The sequence below is a fragment of the Vibrio sp. Vb2960 genome, from assembly GCF_033337665.1.
Lineage (GTDB): Bacteria > Pseudomonadota > Gammaproteobacteria > Enterobacterales > Vibrionaceae > Vibrio > Vibrio alginolyticus.
On the sequence record NZ_JAWORD010000006.1, the window covers coordinates 169,768 to 189,995 of the forward strand.

At 44.4% G+C, this 20,228-nt stretch carries 17 protein-coding genes; 10 read left to right on the plus strand and 7 right to left on the minus strand.

Features of this window, described 5'->3' with window-relative positions; all coding sequences use genetic code 11:
- Nucleotides 1-15 precede the first annotated feature (15 nt).
- From R7O03_RS07320 to R7O03_RS07345, 6 genes are all read left to right on the plus strand, one after another.
- The gene (locus R7O03_RS07320) at nt 16-1,293 is read left to right on the plus strand and encodes an NAD(P)/FAD-dependent oxidoreductase (RefSeq protein ID WP_206970034.1); all 1,278 of its coding nucleotides are present in this window, start codon (nt 16-18) and stop codon (nt 1,291-1,293) included.
- A 17-nt stretch (nt 1,294-1,310) separates the two neighbouring features.
- Entirely contained in the window at nt 1,311-2,177 is an 867-nt protein-coding gene (aguB, locus tag R7O03_RS07325; RefSeq protein ID WP_033905196.1) for an N-carbamoylputrescine amidase, read from the plus strand.
- A 12-nt stretch (nt 2,178-2,189) separates the two neighbouring features.
- Nucleotides 2,190-3,272, plus strand: coding sequence for an agmatine deiminase (gene aguA, locus R7O03_RS07330; protein ID WP_318131621.1), 1,083 nt, complete (start codon nt 2,190-2,192; stop codon nt 3,270-3,272).
- 54 nt (nt 3,273-3,326) lie between these two features.
- A complete protein-coding gene (locus R7O03_RS07335) occupies nt 3,327-4,754 on the plus strand; it encodes an NAD-dependent succinate-semialdehyde dehydrogenase (protein WP_065274436.1) in 1,428 nt (475 codons plus the stop codon).
- Nucleotides 4,755-4,768: 14 nt separating this feature from the next.
- Entirely contained in the window at nt 4,769-6,040 is a 1,272-nt protein-coding gene (gene gabT, locus R7O03_RS07340; RefSeq protein ID WP_064368218.1) for a 4-aminobutyrate--2-oxoglutarate transaminase, read from the plus strand.
- 519 nt (nt 6,041-6,559) lie between these two features.
- The gene (locus tag R7O03_RS07345; protein WP_318131622.1) at nt 6,560-7,882 is read left to right on the plus strand and encodes an EAL domain-containing protein; all 1,323 of its coding nucleotides are present in this window, start codon (nt 6,560-6,562) and stop codon (nt 7,880-7,882) included.
- Between the two features lie 124 nt (nt 7,883-8,006).
- Here R7O03_RS07345 and R7O03_RS07350 read toward each other — a convergent pair whose 3' ends face one another.
- Nucleotides 8,007-8,894: a DMT family transporter gene (locus R7O03_RS07350; protein WP_213961178.1), complete on the minus strand. Its 888-nt coding sequence runs from the start codon at nt 8,892-8,894 to the stop codon at nt 8,007-8,009.
- 110 nt (nt 8,895-9,004) lie between these two features.
- Here R7O03_RS07350 and R7O03_RS07355 point away from each other — a divergent pair, with 110 nt between their 5' ends.
- The 4 genes from R7O03_RS07355 (at nt 9,005) to R7O03_RS07370 (ending at nt 10,932) form a co-directional block, all read left to right on the plus strand.
- The gene (locus tag R7O03_RS07355) at nt 9,005-9,487 is read left to right on the plus strand and encodes a MarR family transcriptional regulator (RefSeq protein ID WP_318131623.1); all 483 of its coding nucleotides are present in this window, start codon (nt 9,005-9,007) and stop codon (nt 9,485-9,487) included.
- Nucleotides 9,488-9,510: 23 nt separating this feature from the next.
- A complete protein-coding gene (locus R7O03_RS07360; RefSeq protein ID WP_005377801.1) occupies nt 9,511-9,864 on the plus strand; it encodes an MmcQ/YjbR family DNA-binding protein in 354 nt (117 codons plus the stop codon).
- Between the two features lie 119 nt (nt 9,865-9,983).
- Entirely contained in the window at nt 9,984-10,418 is a 435-nt protein-coding gene (locus R7O03_RS07365; RefSeq protein WP_005377800.1) for a DUF962 domain-containing protein, read from the plus strand.
- Between the two features lie 202 nt (nt 10,419-10,620).
- A complete protein-coding gene (locus tag R7O03_RS07370) occupies nt 10,621-10,932 on the plus strand; it encodes a hypothetical protein (protein ID WP_005377799.1) in 312 nt (103 codons plus the stop codon).
- Nucleotides 10,933-11,083: 151 nt separating this feature from the next.
- Here the strand turns inward: R7O03_RS07370 and R7O03_RS07375 are convergent, their stop codons facing one another.
- From R7O03_RS07375 to pilW, 6 genes are all read right to left on the minus strand, one after another.
- Nucleotides 11,084-12,175 (minus strand): sulfate ABC transporter permease, encoded by a 1,092-nt coding sequence (locus R7O03_RS07375; protein ID WP_136976944.1) that lies wholly within the window; start codon nt 12,173-12,175, stop codon nt 11,084-11,086.
- Between the two features lies 1 nt (nt 12,176).
- Nucleotides 12,177-12,653 (minus strand): hypothetical protein, encoded by a 477-nt coding sequence (locus R7O03_RS07380; RefSeq protein WP_017633987.1) that lies wholly within the window; start codon nt 12,651-12,653, stop codon nt 12,177-12,179.
- Nucleotides 12,654-12,662: 9 nt separating this feature from the next.
- The gene (locus tag R7O03_RS07385; protein WP_017820926.1) at nt 12,663-15,839 is read right to left on the minus strand and encodes a response regulator; all 3,177 of its coding nucleotides are present in this window, start codon (nt 15,837-15,839) and stop codon (nt 12,663-12,665) included.
- A gap of 156 nt (nt 15,840-15,995) precedes the next feature.
- Nucleotides 15,996-18,152 (minus strand): EAL domain-containing protein, encoded by a 2,157-nt coding sequence (locus tag R7O03_RS07390; RefSeq protein ID WP_318131624.1) that lies wholly within the window; start codon nt 18,150-18,152, stop codon nt 15,996-15,998.
- Nucleotides 18,152-19,081 (minus strand): phosphate/phosphite/phosphonate ABC transporter substrate-binding protein, encoded by a 930-nt coding sequence (locus tag R7O03_RS07395; protein ID WP_318131625.1) that lies wholly within the window; start codon nt 19,079-19,081, stop codon nt 18,152-18,154. Before R7O03_RS07395 ends, R7O03_RS07390 begins: the two co-directional genes overlap by 1 nt.
- Nucleotides 19,082-19,348: 267 nt before the next feature.
- A complete protein-coding gene (gene pilW / locus R7O03_RS07400) occupies nt 19,349-20,074 on the minus strand; it encodes a type IV pilus biogenesis/stability protein PilW (protein ID WP_258515664.1) in 726 nt (241 codons plus the stop codon).
- Nucleotides 20,075-20,228: the final 154 nt, after the last annotated feature.

Here is a 20,228-nt window from a genome sequence, read left to right on the forward strand (position 1 = left end):
TAAAGGAATAGTTCTATGAACAAGCATACGGATTCGTTCTACGCGCACTCTGTGCCAAACATGCCGGAATACACACAATTACAAGACAACATCGAGTGCGATGTGTGTGTAGTCGGTGCGGGATTCTCTGGTCTTTCTTCTGCACTGCACCTAGCGGAAAAAGGTTTTAAAGTTGTTGTGCTAGAAAGCGCAAAAGTGGGCTTTGGGGCAACTGGTCGTAACGGCGGCCAAATCGTTAATAGCTACAGCCGAGATGTTGACGTGATTGAAAGCCGTTACGACCAAAACCAAGCTAAAGCTCTGTGCGATATGATTTTTGAAGGCGGCGATATCATCCGTGGTCTGATCGACAAATACGACATCAACTGTGATTACAAGCAAGGCGGCTTGTTCACGGCACTGAATAGTAAACAACTCAAAGGGCTAGAAGAGCATAAGAAGAACTGGGAGCGTTACGGCAACGACCAACTGACTCTGCTTGACGCAGGAGAAGTAGAACAAGCGGTAGGGACCAAAGTGTACACTGGTGGCTTGTTGGATATGCGCGGTGGTCACATTCACCCGCTTAAACTCGCGTTAGGTGAAGCCGCTGCGTTTATTTCTCTGGGTGGCCAAATCTTCGAACAGTCGGCGGTCGTGTCGATTGACAAAGGGATTAACCCAGTAGTCAAAACGGCGCAAGGTAGCGTGAAGAGCAAGTACGTGGTTTTGGCAGGTAACGCGTATCTTGGTGGGTTGGCACCAAACATCAGCAACAAAGCGATTCCGTGTGGCACACAAGTGGTGGCGACTCAGCCTTTGAGTGATGAGCAGCTAAAACAAGTGCTGACCAGTGACTACTGCGTTGAAGACTGTAACTACTTGCTTGACTACTTCCGCTTAACCGCCGACAAGCGTTTGTTATTCGGAGGTGGCGTGGTTTACGGCGCACGTGACCCAGAAAACATTGAAGCATTGATTCGTCCGAAGATGGAGAAAGTCTTCCCACAATTGAAAGGCATCAAGATTGATTATACCTGGACGGGTAACTTCTTGCTGACTTACTCACGCATGCCGCAATTTGGCTCGTTTGCAGACAACATTTACTACCTACAAGGCTACAGCGGTCACGGTGTAACGTGTACTCACCTCGCAGGCAAGTTGCTGGCAGAAGCATTGACCGGACACGCTGAACGTTTCGATGCGTTTGCTGCACTGAAACATTACTCCTTCCCAGGTGGCCGCCACTTCCAAATTCCGTTTACGGCAATGGGCGCGGCTTACTACAACCTACGTGACAAACTGGCGATTTAAGAGATAAGGAATATCCAATGAGCAAAGTGGTGAAATTTGCAGCCCTTCAACTGACGAAAAGCTGGGATCTGGAAGATAACCTAGCCAAAGCAAAAAAGGCGATTCGTGAAGCAGCACAAAACGGTGCGAACGTGATTCTTCCGCAAGAGCTGTTCGCTGCGCCTTACTTCTGCAAAAAACAGGAAGCAAAGTATTTCGAGCTTGCAGAAGAAACGGAGAATTGTCGTCTTATTAAAGAGATGAGTGCGTTGGCTAAAGAGCTCGGCGTGGTGATTCCTGTCAGCTACTTTGAAAAAGCGGGCAACACGTTTTTTAACTCGCTAGTGATGATTGATGCCGATGGTACGGTACTAGATAACTACCGCAAGTCACACATTCCTGATGGCCCGGGCTACAGCGAAAAGTACTATTTTAGCCCTGGCGATACCGGTTTCAAAGTGTGGCAAACCAAGTTCGGTAAGTTCGGTGCTGGCATTTGTTGGGACCAATGGTTCCCAGAGCTTGCGCGCAGCTTGGCTCTGCACGGCGCGGAAGCGATTTTTTACCCAACTGCAATCGGTTCTGAGCCTCAAGATCCGACACTGGATTCACGTGATCACTGGCAACGTACAATGCAAGGTCACTCGGCAGCAAACCTCGTTCCAGTCATCGCGTCAAACCGAGTTGGTACTGAGGTCGATGATGGTATCGAGACCACGTTCTACGGCTCTTCTTTTATCACTGACCACACTGGTGCAAAAATTGCCGAAGCACCACGTGAAGGTGAAACCATCATTTACGCAGAAATCGATCTCGCTGCGATAGCGAAAGCGCGTCATGCGTGGGGCTTGTTCCGCGACCGTCGTCCAGACCTCTACACCAGCGTTGGCAAGCTAGCTGTTTAAAGAGGCGTTAGTATGAAGTTATCGACAACACCAGCGCAAGATGGCTTCTATTTTCCGGCTGAGTTTCAGCCGGTTAGTGAAGTTTGGCTAGCGTGGCCAGAAAGGAAAGACAATTGGCGTGATGACGCATTACCCGCGCAAGAAACTTTTGCCAGAATCGCGAACTTAATCGCGGAAGTGACCAAAGTGTGTGTGGCGGTGTGCTCGCACAACTTTGACCGAGCGCGTCAAATGCTTCACTCAGATGTACGTTTGGTGGAAATCCCATTTAACGATGCGTGGATGCGCGATATTGGACCGACCGTGCTCGTGAATCAGGCGGGCGAGCGCCGTGGGATTAGTTGGCAATTCAACGCGTGGGGCGGCGAATACAACGGGCTTTACGATAACTGGCAGCAGGACGATCTTGTCGCTGGCTCGGTATGCGACATCATCGGTATTGATCATTACCGTGCTCCGTTTGTACTTGAAGGAGGGGCGATTCACACCGATGGTGAAGGCACCCTTTACACCACAGAAGAGTGCTTACTCAGTCCGGGGCGAAATCCGCAATTGAGTAAAGCGCAAATCGAAGAGCAGTTAAAGGCGTACCTCGGTATCGAAAAAGTCATTTGGTTGCCAAATGGTTTATTCAATGACGAAACAGACGGCCATATCGACAACCTGATGCACGTTATCGCACCGGGTAAAGTGGTACTAAGTTGGACCGATGACCCAAGCGATCCGCAATACGCGTTGTCTCGTCAAGCGGAACAAGTACTGAAATCTCAGCACGATGCGAAAGGGCGCGAGATTGAAATTGTCCGTTTGCCATTACCGGGTCCGTTGCATTACAGCGAGCGCGAAGCCAATGGCATTGACGCCAGTTCAGGAATGAGTCGACAAGCTGGCGAACGTCTAAGTGCCTCTTATGCGAACTTTCTTATCGTCAACGAGCATGTGTTCTTGCCGATGCTGGACGAAGAGACCGACGCTATGGCGATCGATATTTTGCAAAACGCGATGCCGGAATACCAAATCATCGCGATACCGTCGAGAGAGGTTCTACTCGGCGGAGGGAACATTCACTGTATTACGCAGCAGATCCCTGCTTAAACATAAACTCGCCGCTGGCTTAGCGGCGATGATGAGTTGTCAAAAGGAATGACCATGCAACAGATACAAAACCAAAGCCTTGTTTCGTTTATGGTAGCGAATCCACAACAGGGCATTGCAGTGACTAATCCGGCGACCGGAGAACTCCTCGGGTACGCACCAGTCTCAACCGAAAACGACATTTTAAATGGCATTGAACGTGCCAGTGTGGCGCAGAAAAAGTGGGCGGCACTGCCAGCAAAAACGCGCGCTGGCATGCTCAATCGTTGGTTCCAACTTCTGTTAGAAAACAAAGCCGACCTTGGCCGCTTAATGACGTTAGAGCAAGGTAAGCCGCTGGCTGAAGCTCAAGGTGAAGTGCTTTACGGCGCGAGTTTTATCGAATGGTTTGCTGAAGAAGCGAAACGTACCTACGGTGAGACGATTCCTGCCCCAAGTGCGGACAAGCGTTTGGTGACCATCAAACAGCCAATTGGTGTCGCCTGTGCGATTACGCCTTGGAACTTCCCAATTGCGATGATCACGCGCAAAGCAGGGCCAGCTTTAGCGGCCGGTTGTAGCTTTGTCGTAAAACCATCTGAATCTACGCCGCTGTCTGCGTTTGCGGTCGCAGAGCTTGCCTATCAAGCGGGTATCCCTCGCGATGTGCTGCAAGTGGTTCTGGGTGAAAATTCACGTCAGGTAGGCGCTATTTTTACTTCGCATCCGTTGATTCGTAAGTTGTCTTTCACTGGCTCTACCCAAGTTGGTAGTGTGCTGATGCAGCAAAGCGCGGCGGACATTAAACGTACCTCAATGGAGCTCGGTGGCAACGCGCCGTTTATCGTATTCGATGATGCCGACATTGATGCAGCCGTGGCGGGTGCGATGGCGTCGAAATTCCGTAACGCAGGTCAAACGTGTGTGTGTGCGAACCGTTTCTACGTACACAGCAAAGTGTATGACGAGTTCGTTGCTAAGTTCGACGCTGCGGTTCAGCAGCTCAACGTCGGTAACGGCTTAGAAGAGGGCGTAAACATCGGTCCTGTGATCAGCGAATCGGCAAAGCAAGGCATTCAAGCGTTGATCGATGGTGCTATCGAGCAAGGTGCTAAGCCAGTTTCAGAACTCAAAAAGCTGGATGGTCTATTTATGCAGCCAGTGATACTCAAAGACGTTACTCACGACATGAAGATTGTCTCTGAGGAAATCTTTGGCCCTGTCGCGCCAGTGATTCGTTTTGACAGTGACGCACAGCTGATCGAAATGGCGAACGACACCATTTACGGTCTTGCGTCGTACTTCTACAGCCAAAACATCCACCGTGTTTGGAAAATCGCAGAAGCGCTCGAATACGGCATGGTCGGCATTAACGAAGGTATGATCTCTACTGAAGTTGCTCCTTTCGGTGGTGTTAAGCAGTCCGGCATCGGACGCGAAGGAGCAAAACAAGGTATCGATGAATACATGGACGTGAAATATCTCTGCTTTGGCGGCAACTAATTAAGGACAAAACAATGACAAACCAACAACTACACGAAAGAAGAAGCCAAGTTATCGCTCAAGGCATGGGCGCACTATACCCACTTTACGTCGAGAAAGCAGAAAACGCTTACGTATGGGATATCGAAGGCAACAAATACATCGACTTTGCAGCGGGCATCGCGGTAACTAACACCGGGCATTCTCACAAACGTATCAGTGAAGCGGTAAAAGCTCAGTTGGATAACTTCTCGCACACGTGTGCGATGGTTACGCCGTATGCGTCATTCGTTGAGCTGGCAGAAAAGCTGACAGAACTTGTACCAGGTGAGACTAAGAAGAAAGCGATCTTTCTAACCACTGGCGCCGAGGCGGTCGAAAACGCAGTGAAAGTAGCGCGCGCTCATACGGGTCGTAGCGGCGTGATAGCATTTAAAGGCGGCTTTCACGGTCGTACTAACATGACTATGGGGTTAACTGGTAAAGTTGCGCCGTACAAAGCGGGCTTTGGTCCTTTCCCGAACGAAATCTACCACGCGCCGTACCCAAATGCGTTCCACGGCATCAGTGTGGAGCAAAGCTTACAAGCGATCGACGATCTATTTGCTTGCGATATCGAACCTTCACGCGTTGCGGCGATCATCTTCGAGCCAGTGCAAGGTGAGGGCGGCTTCTACAAAGCACCTGAAGCGTTTGCACAAGGCTTGCGTCAGCTGTGTGATAAGCACGGTATTATGCTGATTGCCGATGAAATCCAAACGGGTTTTGCTCGTACCGGTAAAATGTTTGCAACAGAGTACCTAGGCATTGAACCAGACCTAATGACAATGGCGAAAGGCATTGCTGGTGGTTTCCCAATCTCAGCGGTGGTTGGGAAAGCGGATGTGATGGACTCTGCGCTGCCGGGTGGTTTAGGTGGCACTTACGCGGGCTCTCCACTTGGTTGTGTTGCTGGTCTTGAAGTGCTGAAAATTATCGAAGAAGAAGATTTGTGTGCTAAAGCGATGGGCATTGGTGAAGTGGTCAATGCACGTATGACCAAACTGCAACAATCTGTGCCTGCTATTGGTGAAATCCGTACCACGGGTGCAATGATGGCGATTGAGTTTACTGACCCAGAATCAGGCAAACCACTGCAAGAGATGACCAAAGCGGTGATTTCTAAAGCGCAAGAAAACGGCCTTATTCTGCTTTCTTGTGGAGTAAAAGCGAACGTGATTCGTCTGTTACCTCCACTGACCATCGAATCTGACGTACTGAACGAAGGCTTAGATAAGTTGGAAAAAGTGATTCTTGAAGTGGCGTAATTCACGCGCTTTTAAATAGCAATAACAAATCAAGGAAGCGGTTGGCATCAATCGTTTCCTTTTTATTTTTTAGCGTATCTGCTGCCTATCTAAAAAGTATTGCTCAAGCTCCAAGTCGTCACTTTTATTACGGATGACTTAACAATTGGGCTCGTTCTTACTTTCCACTTAGTCGCTACTTTGTTCTCCTCGAATGTGGTTTGGTGCTCGCATTCTAAATCCCGACATCTGAAAGCCACTTGAGTCTATAATTTTATTGAGCGTCATTCCTCACTTTTTGGACTATAAAAATGAGATAGTATTCATATCCCACTTAGGTTGCTTGTCAGATTAGCAGGACGAACTTTGATAACAAAGAATACAAGGTATGCCATTTTACTCGGCTTAGTTCCCATCGCCATATTTGTAGTGGCCTTTCATTCGATAACCAACTTTTACGTCAACTCGGTAAAAGCGTCGAAAATAGATGCTTACGTAGAATATTTAAATCAAAGGTCTGCCTATTTGGACAGAGCAATAGTGAAGCAGATTGCTCAGTTAGATTTTACTTGTAGTGATAGTGATGTAAGAACTTTACGCGACCCACGTTTTTATAACCGTTACATTCGTTTTATTGCGATGACCACAGAAGGCGGAAAAACGTGTTCCACGGTTGGTAGTGAAGTGTCTCGCCCATCTAGTAGTGAACGATTTCAGATGGATGAGAACTTTTTCGCATCACTCATTTTGCCGCAACAGAATGACCAAATAGAGTGGATGGTCATTTATGATAATGAACACGTTGAAGTCTTCTGGGTACTTGATAACAGTTGGGTTAACGAGGTAATAAAAACGCCTTGCAAAGACTGCCTATTTGTAGAGTTTAAGTATGATGAACCAATATTTGGTGATTTAACGATAAGCCGTGGCAAAGCGAATATTGCAGGAGAAGAAAACGCACTGTCAAAAGAGTTTTTCTTTTCAGGAGAGTCTCAAGCCAACATGCTCATCAAGATATACAGCGGTGAAAAACTTAAAAATTATGCTCAGGAAAGAGTACTTTTGTGGGGCGGTCTTGTAAGTGTGCTTGCTGGTCTTGTGACTGCCTTTGCATACATATCTGGTAAAAGCTTGAGAAAATCCATTACAGGTCTAATTGAAAATGGGATTAGTAATGCAGAATTTATTCCTTACTACCAGGCGATTGTCGATAGTCGCGATGGTAAGACAGTAGGATATGAAGCTCTGATTCGATGGTCGCGGCGTGATGGAATGGTGCCACCAAATATGTTTATTGGTGCTGCAGAAGAAAGTGGCCTGATTATCCCGATGACCAATCAGCTTATTCGTAAAATCATACGAGACTTAAGTGACTTACCCGAGCATACGTGGGTCAGCATCAATATTGTTTCCTCCCATTTAGAGTCAGGTGTATTAACGAAGTTACTGTCGGAGTTAAATTGGCCAATCTCTAATAGAATTCATTTTGAATTGACCGAGAGAATACCAGTAAAAGACACTGAGGCCGCGAAAAAAGAGATTTTGTATTTAACGAATAAAGGCTACAAGTTCAAAATTGACGATTTTGGTACCGGATATGGTGGCTTTTCTTACCTACAAGATTTGGGCATCCGGTGTGTAAAAGTGGATAAGATGTTCATTGATCCAATAGGATCTGACGACCAAAAATTGAAAGTGCTGGACTCAATTGTGTCTGCAGCGAACAAAGCGGAATGTGAGATGATTGCAGAAGGTGTAGAGAGCCAGGCTCAAGTCGAATACCTGGCTCAGCATGCGATTTACCTTATTCAAGGTTATGTTTACGCTAAACCTGAGCCCCTGATTAACCTTGCAAGCGCTTAACAGCCATAACATCCCGCTTTAAAGGTGCCAGTTTCCTAGGTTAGCGCTGAATTCTGCTGATGGGCTCACACTTGAGGATTCCTAACACTCTCATTACTCCTAGAGTGTTAGGAATTAACGTTACTTAGGAGGAGAGTGCGGCTCTTTTCGTTTTGATTGACGTAATGAGCTGAGGTAGTAATGACATTACGATCATTCCCAGCATTAAGCTGTATTGCAGAGGAGTGAACGTTTCCCCCAATAGCAGTAGACCCGAAACAATGCCTGCGACTGGGTTTGCAATACCACCAAAGGTAAAATCTACGACCGACATCCGCTGTAATAACCATACATACATGCCATACCCTAATGCGGTGTTCAGAATAATTACCCAAAGTAACCCTAGAATATTCGTCATGGATACGTCCTGAACGACCGTAGCATATGGCTCTGGATTGTTTATCGCCAGCACACTTGTTGCGATAGACATAATCACGCCACCCAAAATGAGCTGCCATGTTAACACTGTCCACCAGTGCATTTTTGTACCTAGTGACTTTGTTACGCTACTTCCTATCACGATGCACATAATGGCGGAGATCATCGCAAGTAAGCCCACGGGGTCGAGAGAAATAGAGCTAGGATCAAATAAGAACCAAGCTAAAGCAATCAAAGTTGCGCCGCTTATCGCTTGAATGCCACTAGGCTGACGTTTGTAGACCGCCCAACCAAACAGCATCGCAAAAACGGGGACCGAAACCATACCAACACCAGAGATGGCAGAAGGAAGCGTTAACGCCATGACAAAAATAAGACCAAAGAAGCAAGCGATGTTGATGGTTCCTAAAACAAGCAGCACCTTCCACTCACTTCTTTTTGGAAACGAGGGCTTTATTGCCAGCAACAAAAGACCCGCAGGCAGTGCCCTTAGAGCGCCAAGTAAAACGGGAGGCCAGTCCGGTAGAGTAAACTGAGTAACAGCGTAAGTCGTCCCCCAAAAAAAGGCAGGAATCATCGCAAGTAAAATGTTCATGTTAAATATCTTTATGTAGAGATAATTAAATGTAACGATATCGGCAAGGTGGCTTTTTGTAAAGTATCTTTATGTTAAAATAAAAAATATATGATGTTTGGAGAGAAATAATGGATGCAATTGATAGAGTGGTAGAGCAGTGGGCTAGGGAGAAGCCAGACCTCGACACTGAACCGATGGCAATAATGGGTCGACTAATGCGAATTGCAAAACACATGGAATCTAGGGTCGCCGAGCTACATAAGAAGTACGATCTGAAAATGGGTGAATTTGATGTGTTAGCGACACTGCGTCGAGCTGGTTCACCATATTGTCTTACTCCTTCAGCGTTAATAGAGTCGATGATGCTCACTTCGGGTGCGATGACCAATCGCTTAGATAAACTTGAGAAGAAAGGGTTTATTAGCAGAACCCATAGTAAAGAAGACCGACGTAGCGTCACCGTTGAACTAACAGAGCAAGGCTTAACCTTAATTGACAAGCTAATTTTGGAGCATGTAGACGTTCAGCAATCGTTATTGCATGGTCTAGAAGGCAATGAAAAAGCGCAGGTTAACCAGGCGTTAAAATTGCTATTGCCACAATTTGAGTGAGAACGCAGAAGGAGGTAGGGGATATGAAAAGCAAAGAACTAGAACAATACTTAAGTACCTTCATGTGTGCAGAAAGTGATTTCCCATTTGGGCCTGAAGCGGTTGTATACAAAATCAAAGGCAAGATGTTTGCCATCATTGCAGAGAGAAACGGTCGGGAGTATGTCAGCGTAAAAGTAAAACCAGAAGATGGAGAAGTCTTAACGTCGCAGTTTACGGACATTATCCCGGGTTATCACTTAAATAAGCGTCATTGGATAACGGTTTATTTTAACGGTGATGTCGAGGATGGGTTGATTCAAGACTTGTGTGAACGCTCTTATGCTCTTGTCGTTGCCAAGCTGCCGAAAGCACAACGAGCGTTGCTTGGTGAGTAATTGGCAACGCACTGGCCTCTGTTGTTTTGTCGCTCGTTGCTCGTAGCCTTTACGGAAAAATTCGCACCTTTTTCATCCTCGGGCTATATAAGAATAAGAAGGTGGAAAAGGGGAATGATATGCGAGCATTATCTGAATGGCTAAAAGAATACGGGGAGAGTCACCAAAACCCTATCAACCAAAAGATTCACACAATCGCAGTTCCAGGTATCTACCTTTCTGTGGTTGGACTTATTTGGTCGATTCCCCAGATTTCATTATTAGGCTTCGAACTTAATTGGGTTTGGGTAGCAGTGATCCCCACTTGGGTTTTCTATTTTCGTTTGTCTCTGAGCGTATTCATGATGATGATCGGCTACACATTAGCGTGCATTGGCCTTATTTGGTCTCTAGAGGTATTGATGTTGCCCGTTCTGCATATTTCTATGCTCTTGTTTGGTGTATTGTGGATATTGCAATTTATCGGTCACAAGATTGAAGGTAAAAAACCGTCGTTTTTTGAGGATTTACAGTTTCTACTCATCGGCCCGATTTGGGTGTTCAGAAAACACTAGCGATAAGCAAAATCAGGCATCATCCGAATGGCACAAGACATATAACGTTCAGAGATTATGTAGCTCTTACTACATAATACCTCTCCTTCTTATTGCCACGACAAGCATTCACTTTAGATACGCACTATGATTAAAGAGGTGCCAACGCACTTTACGCTATCGAGATACTTAAACTTACGGCAAGTTTACTTTAGGGGGATGAATGTACGACCGACAATATAAATATGCCTATTGGAGAGAAGAGCGTAAAAAAGGCAAATGGCACTATATATTAAAGTCCTTCTTTATGATTTGTTGTGCATTACTGCTTGGTAAAGTCATCGGTTTGTTCATTTTTGGAGAGCTGCATTCTTTAAGCGACATTTGGGAACAACTCCCTGCAGATGTTTTTATTATGATGCTCGTGGGCTTCCCAATTAGTGTCCTTGGTTGGTACCACGAAGAGTCAAAGTTTTTCCGGGCACTGCGACGCAAAGAAAAGCGGTTAAAAGGCAATCAAAACAAACCGAAATAGAGTAACCTTTGTCTCTGTTTGGATTGCCACTTACCTATCTGAACTGTTCGATTTTACCCCTTCCAGTCGTTTAGCGTTTAGTTACGTGTTGCAAAAAGCCTTCTTAATGCAACAGCCCCTAGCGTTGTGGAAATTGGTACTGTAAGAAACATTAAAAAACGAAGTTGAGCATTAGCGTATAAAGGCTCGCACTGTCATCCTTTGGGGCTGATGAAAACGCGCCAGAGCTATTATTGTAGGCGTTGAACCTTTGCCATTCTGCGTTTAGGGAAACGTTGTAATCTAGGTCGTATCTCAATCCGAGTAAGAAACTGTCTCCACTTTTTTTATCCCGACTATTAAACTGCTGACCGTAAACAATATAAGGAGTTAGCTTGTTTACATTATAACTTGTTGTCGCGTACCAAGATGAGGAAAGATTGCTGGTCTGTCCTTCTGCCATAATCACAATGTTATCGAGCTCGTATCTTAACCCTAGAGAAAACAGATCGATCGTGTTGTTTTTTTCTGTTTCAACTAGACGGTCAATGATTGTGGTTCCGCCACCGGGAGTGGATTGCTCAATGTTAGAGAGCGTCGTTGTTTGATCATAATCGCCGTGGAGGTAGGAAAAATTCCAACGATAACTCTCTCCGCTTAGCGTTAAGTTCATCCCTGCAGTATTGTTTGACTCAATTTCCAATTCAGTACGTTCATTGATGGTTACGTCACTATTGTCTTTAAACCCGACAAACGGCATGGCGGTAAGTACGGTTTGCTCATTAAGGTCATGAATCCAGCGTGCAGATAGGCCGTTATAAGCCGTGATACCTAGAATGCTGTCATATACCTCATTCGGTGGGCGGGCTTGGGTAAAAGCGTGGCCGACATAGTTGTACTCAGACATCAAAAACAGTGGCAGTCTTAAGCGTCCTCCTCGTATTTCTATGTTTTTATAGGTATAAGCCAAATACGCCCACTCGAGCTGAGGCGAGCTCCAATGGTCTTGCGGGCGCTTTACGACTTGTGCGGATGCCCGAAATGCCTTGTGAAAATAATCGAGCTGCATGCCGAAAGTGGTATCGCAATCGAAACAAGATTCATCGCCAATAAAGCGGTTAACTAGTACCGTAGTTGGATTATCGGATTTTGCCCACGACGTAGAGCCAAAACCACTTAAAGAAAGTTGTTCTGTTAGTTCAATCGTGGCTGAGCTCGGAAAGGTCGCGATACTCAGCGATAACATGGTTAAATATTTTTTCATATCAATTCTCCGAGCTAACCACACATAAAACATGAGCATTACTAGGGACGCTCGATGTTGGGGCATAACCAATTCTATTCGGCTTCTCTTGCATCCATGCTATGAGGTCATCAATGCTGGAGCGTGCAATCACTTTTGGCGGTCTAGCTTTACCTGAAAAAGACAAGCTTGCCCAATGCGCGTTCATTTGCGCTAAATTTTTGTTGAGAAGATAACGATAGAACTCAGCTCTTTCTGTTGATGTCGCAGGCCAGTCAGAGAGTTCAATTCGCTGGCCTTGTAAAAGTTGCGTCTTCCCTCTGTACAACTTTCGCGCTTTATTGACAGTGAGCGGAGAGAATTCGTCATTAAATGAGAAAACGGCGTAGCTCTCCGCAGCGAGAGCTTGGCAATTTAATGAAAGAAGGGCAATCAGAATAAACAGATAGCGTTTTATGTAACGCAAAGGAAAAGCAACGCGAGAATGATTTCTACTCATAGAATCCACCTACATTGCTTGTTCAATTTGATACAACAGTTTTTCTTTGCGCACAGGCTTTGGTACGTAGGCATCCATTCCTGAATCAAAGCAGCGTTGAATATCATCATCAACGACGCTTGCTGTTAATGCGATAATGGGCGTCTTAGCTAATCCTTTACTCGCTTCATAAGCTCTAATTTGCCTAGAAGCTTCAAACCCATCCATTATGGGCATCATGCAATCCATCAAAATAACATCAAACTTTCCATCTTTTTGGAACATTTCGACTGCAATTTGTCCGTTTTCTGCGACTTCGAATTGATAGCCTGCTTTAGATAGCAATAGAGAAGCCACTTTCTGGTTCACTCTATTATCTTCGACAAGCAAGATACGTTCGGAGCGAATAGGCGTTACCGTTGCTTCTGGTTGCTCTGAACTCGCAGGTAGTTTATGAGTTTTATCGGGAGTAGTATTCTCTTGGTGTGGTTCAGCAGGCGTCGTGTTGGAAACACGTAACCCAATTGCCTTATCTAACTTCTCTTTAAGCAACCCTGCTTTAAACGGTTTGGGCACATAGTCATCCATTCCAACGTCAAAGCATTTTTGTATATCGTCATCGACCACACTTGCCGTTAGAGCAATAATCGGAATTCTGAAAGCGCGTTTTTCTTTTACTTCTATTTGACGAATTATTTGGGTGGCTTCAAATCCATCCATTACGGGCATCATACAGTCCATTAAAATTAGGCTGTATTGATTCTGTTGAAATTTCTCAACCGCTTCTTGTCCGTTTACTGCGACATCAAAGTCGAAGCCAGCTTTTGTGACGTGTAGCCCCGCGATTTTTTGATTGACCGTATTGTCATCAACGACCAAAATTTTCGGCAAAGATTTAACATGTTGCGCTGAAGTGCTCTCTTGTTGTGCGTGCGAGAAATTTGCCGCACAACTTTCAAGTGCTTTAATTAAGCGCTGCCCTAGTAGTGGCTGAGTGACCAAGGCGCTGATACTGTTTCTAAAGTCGAATTGTGGGCTATGAAGGTGCTTGATGAGGCAGACACGAATGTTTCGTTTACAAAGGCTTTCTATCTCATCGATATGCATCGCCGCTGCATTTGGTGATGCTTCTACATGAATAACGATAACGCGCTCGTTATCAATCCACGTTGGCAACGCACTTAAGGTATCTACTGACTGCGTTATATTGATGTTGAAAAAACTTAACTCGTTACGCAGTTTTTGTTCTAGTTGAGTACTGCTGCATACAATCCATATGTCGTTGTGATTCAGAGCGTGATAAGCGTTAAACTCTTGCGTCACAACAGGAGCAGTTAGTTCAAAGAAGAAGCGACTGCCTTTACCTTTCTCGGATTCAAGTTGAATTTCTCCACCCATTAGCTCAACTAATTGCGTGCTAATGGCAAGCCCAAGTCCAGTTCCCCCAAATTGTCGGGTAGTAGAGTTATCCTCTTGGGCAAATGGAGCAAATATTTTCTTTTGCTGCTGGGCATCAATACCAATCCCAGAATCTTTAACGGAAAACTCGATGACCGCTTCACCATTTTTTATTTCGCGGGTGATGACCGATAGCTCTACACTGCCTTGTTCGGTAAATTTTACCGCGTTAGACATGAAGTTCATGACAACTTGGCGTATACGATGGTCATCCAACATTACGTGGTAAGGCGTGTTACGGCTAATGTTGACTTGCACATCGATGCCTTTTTCCTTTGCTTTCGGTGAAATGATAGAAGCAATGTCATAGATAGACTCTCGAACACAAGTTGAATGTGGGCTAATGAGCAACATCCCAGATTCAATTTTTGAGAAGTCTAGAACGTCATTAATTAAACTCAAAAGCAGTTGGGAGGAGGTTTCAATCGTGTCGACGTAATCGCGTTGTGTGGCAGTCAGGGAAGTATCGGATAAGACTTCAGAGATGCCAATAACGCCATTTAGCGGCGTGCGGATCTCGTGGGACATGTTGGCCAAAAAGCTACTTTTGGCTTTACTCGCCTTAATTGCATCATCTTTTGCTTGTTCTGCATCTTCTTTAGCTTGTGTGAGCTTTAGTCTGGACAACATCCGCTCATCACTAAGCTTTTTTACCTCTCGAGCAAACTTACTCAGCTCGTCTTTACCCTTTATTAGTTGAGCAAGAGGTGAATTTTCAGTGTTACTTTGTTCATTGCTTTCGTTACTGAGAAATTTGAGGACTAGATTCAAGTTTCCAGTAACTTTTCGCACCAATCTTAGCGTTAAACTTACGACCAACAGCGTTAAAAGGCTCATCATTGCGATAAAGGTAAAGCGGTGCTGTGTCGTCGTGTTGATTGTCTTTGATATATCATCACTCAGCTGTTGTTCCATTTTGTCGTCAACACTTTGTAATAACGATAAGCGTTTGTTGAGTGCAGATAACCCCGCATCAATCTCATCCGGGGTTAATGATTTGAGTTGAGCTGGTTGCAATAAATAAGCACGAAACTCTTGGCTTTTGATAAAGACTTCACCCGTAAACGTCTCAATGAGCAGATCTACTTGTTGTTGATTGGCATTTAGCGTCACAAAACGCTCTAGAAATAGTTGTTGGTTCTGGATTAAAGATTGGATAGAAGCCTGTGTTGTGAGGTCATACTCGTTATTTTCCTCTGAAGATCGAATCAAATATTCGCTTAATCTATGCTCTTCAGTGGACCAAAACATCAACCATTCAAGTTGCATCAAAGAAGACAGGTGAGTGTTTGTTTCATAACTCACATTTCTAAAATAGACTTTGTCTAAGCTCATGAGGATTTCTTTGAACGTATCAGCGCGCCACTCTGCCGCATCTAACTTTTCTTCTTGATTTTGCGAAGAGAGCATCGAGAGGGTTGCTTCCTCAAAGCTTGTCAACTGGTTTAGTATCTCAGCGTTTTCACCGAATACTGGTGCAGCGGTGTCGCGTAACAATTGAGATATCTGCTGAGTTTTTAGTTGCTTATCTATTACATCAGGGTTATTCGGTAGGTGATAAAGCGAAGATACGCGGTCGATGTAGACAGAGAATAACTGTGCTTTTTGTAGTTCCTGAGCCTGGATAGAAAGGCTTTGTACATGTTTACCCGCGAGGACAAGCAACAATAAAATTGGCAGCAAAACCAACCCAAATAGCTTTTGTTTTACCGACAGGTTGTTCCAAGAAAAGATTCCTACCACGCGCATTTCCATATCCAAGAAGTTGATATGAAAAGTGTAGTTTATTTATCTCAGATGTTAGATTTTAAGAGAAAATTCATATTAATGAGGTGGGGGAAGTGTGACCGATATTGCATTACGAGTACTAACGCGCTAAGCGGCAATAGTTAACAAAACGGCGTTCTAAGCAAAGTGATTGACGCTTTGAGCGCCACTCCCTCGTTGGTATTCAAATGCAATCAATTCCTCAGCAGGTACAGGCCTACCTAAGAAAAAGCCTTGTACGACGTCACAGTGGAGAGACTCCATTCGTGTGAGTTGAGTTCGAGTTTCTACGCCTTCGGCTACTACTTTCATTCTTAGGTTGTGAGCCATGGATACAATCGCGCGAACTAATGAATCGTCTTGATCGCTTTTTCGGATTTGAGCGATAAATGAACGATCAATCTTGAGCCCGTCAAAAGCCATATGTTGTAGGTAGGCAAGGGCTGAATACCCCGTACCAAAGTCATCTAGCCAAACTTCCACTCCGATACTTTGTAGTTTTTTAAGCACATATTGAGCTTTCTCTGTATCATCAATAAAAAGTGACTCTGTCACTTCAACATGAATGGTTTGAGGGGCGACATCATGTCGTCGTAAATACTTAGAAAATAATTGACTTAAATCTTGGCGATAGATTTGTCTTGGGGACAAGTTTAATGCGATGTGAAAATCAGTACCAAAATGTTCTGCCCACATTGCCCGCTGAGCAACTGCCGTCTCAATGATATGTTCTCCAAGCTCCAATATTAAATCACTTTGCTCTGCGGTCGGGATAAACGATTCTGGACTGATATAACCTTTCTCGGGATGATTCCACCTAACCAATGCTTCGACCCCAATTAGGCGATAGGTTTTTAGATCAAATTGTGGTTGATACCACAGCTCGAATTGAGACAAGTCACGTACTGAACGACGCAGTTCTCGTTCTATGTATAAACGTTGTTTAATCGTTTCATCAAACGTGGAATCGTATATCGTCATAATGTCTTTACCGCGTCTTTTGGATTCCTGCGCCGCAAGAGAGGAAAGCTGTAAAAGAGACTCAGCGTTTGAACCAAATTCTGGATACACAGCAACTCCGAGGCTTGCCGTAATTTGAATATCGTTCTCTTCCAAACTAAAGGGAGAGAGTAGTTGGCGATGAATAGCGTGCGCTTTTTCTCTAGCTTCATGATTGTCCGAGCACGGAAAGGCCAGTACAAATTCGTCCGCACCTACTCGACTTACGATGGTAGAAAGGCGGTAAAGCGGCTTAAAATAACTCGGCAAACGGCCTTGAAGCTCTGAAGCAAGATGGCCTAGCAATTTATCCCCAATGTTATGTCCGTAGTTATCGTTAATGTGCTTAAAGTCATCCAAGTCAATAAACACAACCGCAAGTGAGGGGGATTTGTGGTCAGTTATTTGCGTTTGAATATCAATGAGTAACTTTTCTCGGTTTGGCAGGGAAGTCAGAATATCGTGGTACGCCATGAACTCAACTCGGCTGGTGTATCGGTTCACTTTGTTTGACATTTTGTTGTACGCCGAAATAAGTTCTCCCACTTCATCTTTGCTTTGTATGTCGGTGACTGGCAGCGCTTGGGTATTTGACTCTGAAAATTGATCTTTTAGTTGCTTGAGTGGCTTAGTTAACGACCGCCCCAAAGCATAAGCGATGATGCTACCGAATAGAACGGATATCCCACTGATCGTTAGCAGCAAGTTAAACATCTTCTGTTTATCATTTGAGGTAATCGCTTGGACTTGTTCAATGTTCTGTTCTTTCTCTTCCAGTAGATGTATCAAGTTAAGCTCAAGATACACCGCCCCAAGAGTAATATTTGATTGCTGAATCGGCGCTGCGATCTCCAACTGATGCTTGGAAAAGGAAACGAGAGTTCTGGATTCTTCTATTGCTTTCAAAATAAAAGGAGAGCGGTAATGAGGTTGGGCAAACATCCTTAGCTGAGTAGTGCCGTCGTGAAAGATTAGCCCTTCATTGTCAACAACATGTATTTTCGAGACATCTGGCTGGCTCAATGTTGCCTTAATTTGCTCATACGCTTGACTGATATTGTCTGTATAGAGTGGATCAAAAAGCTGTTTTGATAATAGCTCTGCATAAACCAACCCTTTTTGCTTAACGTAAGATTCTGTTTTTTCTTGAGAGTTGTTCGTGATTTGTTGAGTTAAGCTATTTGAATACGCATCGTAACCGTGCATGTATAACGCAAGGTTTATCACCACAACAAACAAGACAACGAACATTGTCGAGCAAATGTATTTGGTTTCGAGTGAGAGCTTTTTAAACATCAATCCACCTTCGGTAACAAGTGAACTGACTTGCGCACTGTACTTAAGGAGGCTCGCATTTCTGGAGTAAGCGCGCTGAATTTTTTGGTGTTCTGAAACTTTTTAAGTGCGAGAGAGCCTTCGTGAGTTGTATCCATATCAAGCAGTATTGACGTGATTTTACGCTGTTGCTCTAGGCTCATGCTTGGAGAAGCGAGAATCAAATCCCTGGGTATTTCAACAGAACGAGAAAAAATCGCTAGTTTGTCTTTCATGTTCTCTGGCAAATCTTTGGGATTGTTCCAGTTGAAGTTACTGAATGCTCCTGCTGCAACTCTCTGTTTATATACCCATACAGATAGGTTGATTTCATTTGACTGAGCGAGTTGCTCATCAAGGAATAAATAACCAATGCTGTCTTTGGCCGGTTTGTCATCAGGAGAGGGAAGGTATTGCAGTTTTTCTCCGTGATTCAGCAATGTAATCGCAGGTAGGTAATAGCTGCTGGTAGACGTGCGCTTTTCGAAAACAAGCGTTTTTCCGCGCAGGTCAGAAAGTGACTCAATGTCACTCTCTTTATTAGTAAAGAACACCGTATGATATTTTTGCAGGCCTTTTTTCCATCGTATAGCGAGGACTTGGCTATTAGACTCCTTTTCTAAGGTCATCGCATTAAAGGGGGTCGCCGTTGCAATTTGAACGGTGCCATTTTCAAGCGCAACCGCGAGCTGACGATAATTTTTAAATACCTTTACCGCCCCTTTTGCGTAACCATATTCAGCCATATTTTCAGTTACATACTGAGTAAGGGGCGTCGCTTTTTTGATTTTGCTTTGGGCTTTATTGGACACAATGCCAAATGTGAATGTTTTCTCAATATTTTCTTGTGCACTGACGACAAAAGGTGAACTCAGCAAAGTGAGTAATAACAGAGTGCAGGCAGGTTTCATCCGGCTTCAACTTCCTTCTGGTGCATGTCAGTAATATTTAGTATTTATCAATGTGCCGAAATCAATCTTAAAAACAGTATGATGTACAAATTTCGTTGTGTGCGCACTTTTTATAATGTGACTTGGTCACTTATTCCGTTCAAATAGTACCGAATTTGACGTTTATGTACAGGATGAATGTATCACCGTGAGTCTGAATTCACCGGATTCTTGGTCAAGCGCAGTATTGGCTGTGAGCTAATGCGCCATCTGTATCGCTATTTTGTACTAAGAAAAATTCTCCAATTGTTTTTGATACTTTTTCTGGAGAGCTTCATTGCCTGCTGCACGTTCAAGTTGAATCATGAGTTGCAAAGAGGGCTTCTTCACGCCATACATTTGATTGAATCTCATTAATCGAATTCTAGCTTCAGTATAATCACCGCTATCAATTTCTATTTTAGCGAGTTGCAAAATCGATTTTGGTCTATGGGGGTCATGATCGATAGCTCTAGTAAAGTAGTATCTCGCTTTGTCTTTATCTTGTGATTTTAGCGCACAAAAAGCTGCATTCTCATAGCTCGCTGGAATAAGGTAGTAATAAGGCTGCTCAATGGCTCGATTAAACATCTGATCGGCTTTTTCGAAGTCACCTCGCTTGCAAAGAAAAGTACCGTAGTTATTGAGCACATTTCCGTTTTTAGTGTGTTGGCGTAGAGAGCGTTTATACATCTGTTCGGCTTTAATATCTTCACCAACCGTTTCGTAGTAGTGAGCCATAGATAATTGCGCGCGATAGTATTGAGGTGCGTGGTTTAAGGCTTGTTGTAAGTTATCATGCGCGCGAATCATGTTACCGCCGTCTAAATAACCTAAGCCAAGTGCGATACGTGATTCTGCCATTGCCACAGGATCGGCTTTAACGACAGGGCTTCCATCTTCTTTCACCGTCACGCAACCCACTAGTGCAAACTGAGACAATAATAATAGTGCACCGAGCTTTGCTGTTTTCATTCTTTATCCCTACATCCCTGAATCTTTCTGCATGATATGAATTACTTAGCAAAAGCCTATTGAGGAAAAAACACTATGCGATCAGGTTTGCAAACTGTTATGAAAAAGCCGCCATATGGCGGCTTGGTTCACATATTACATTTCGGTAATGATG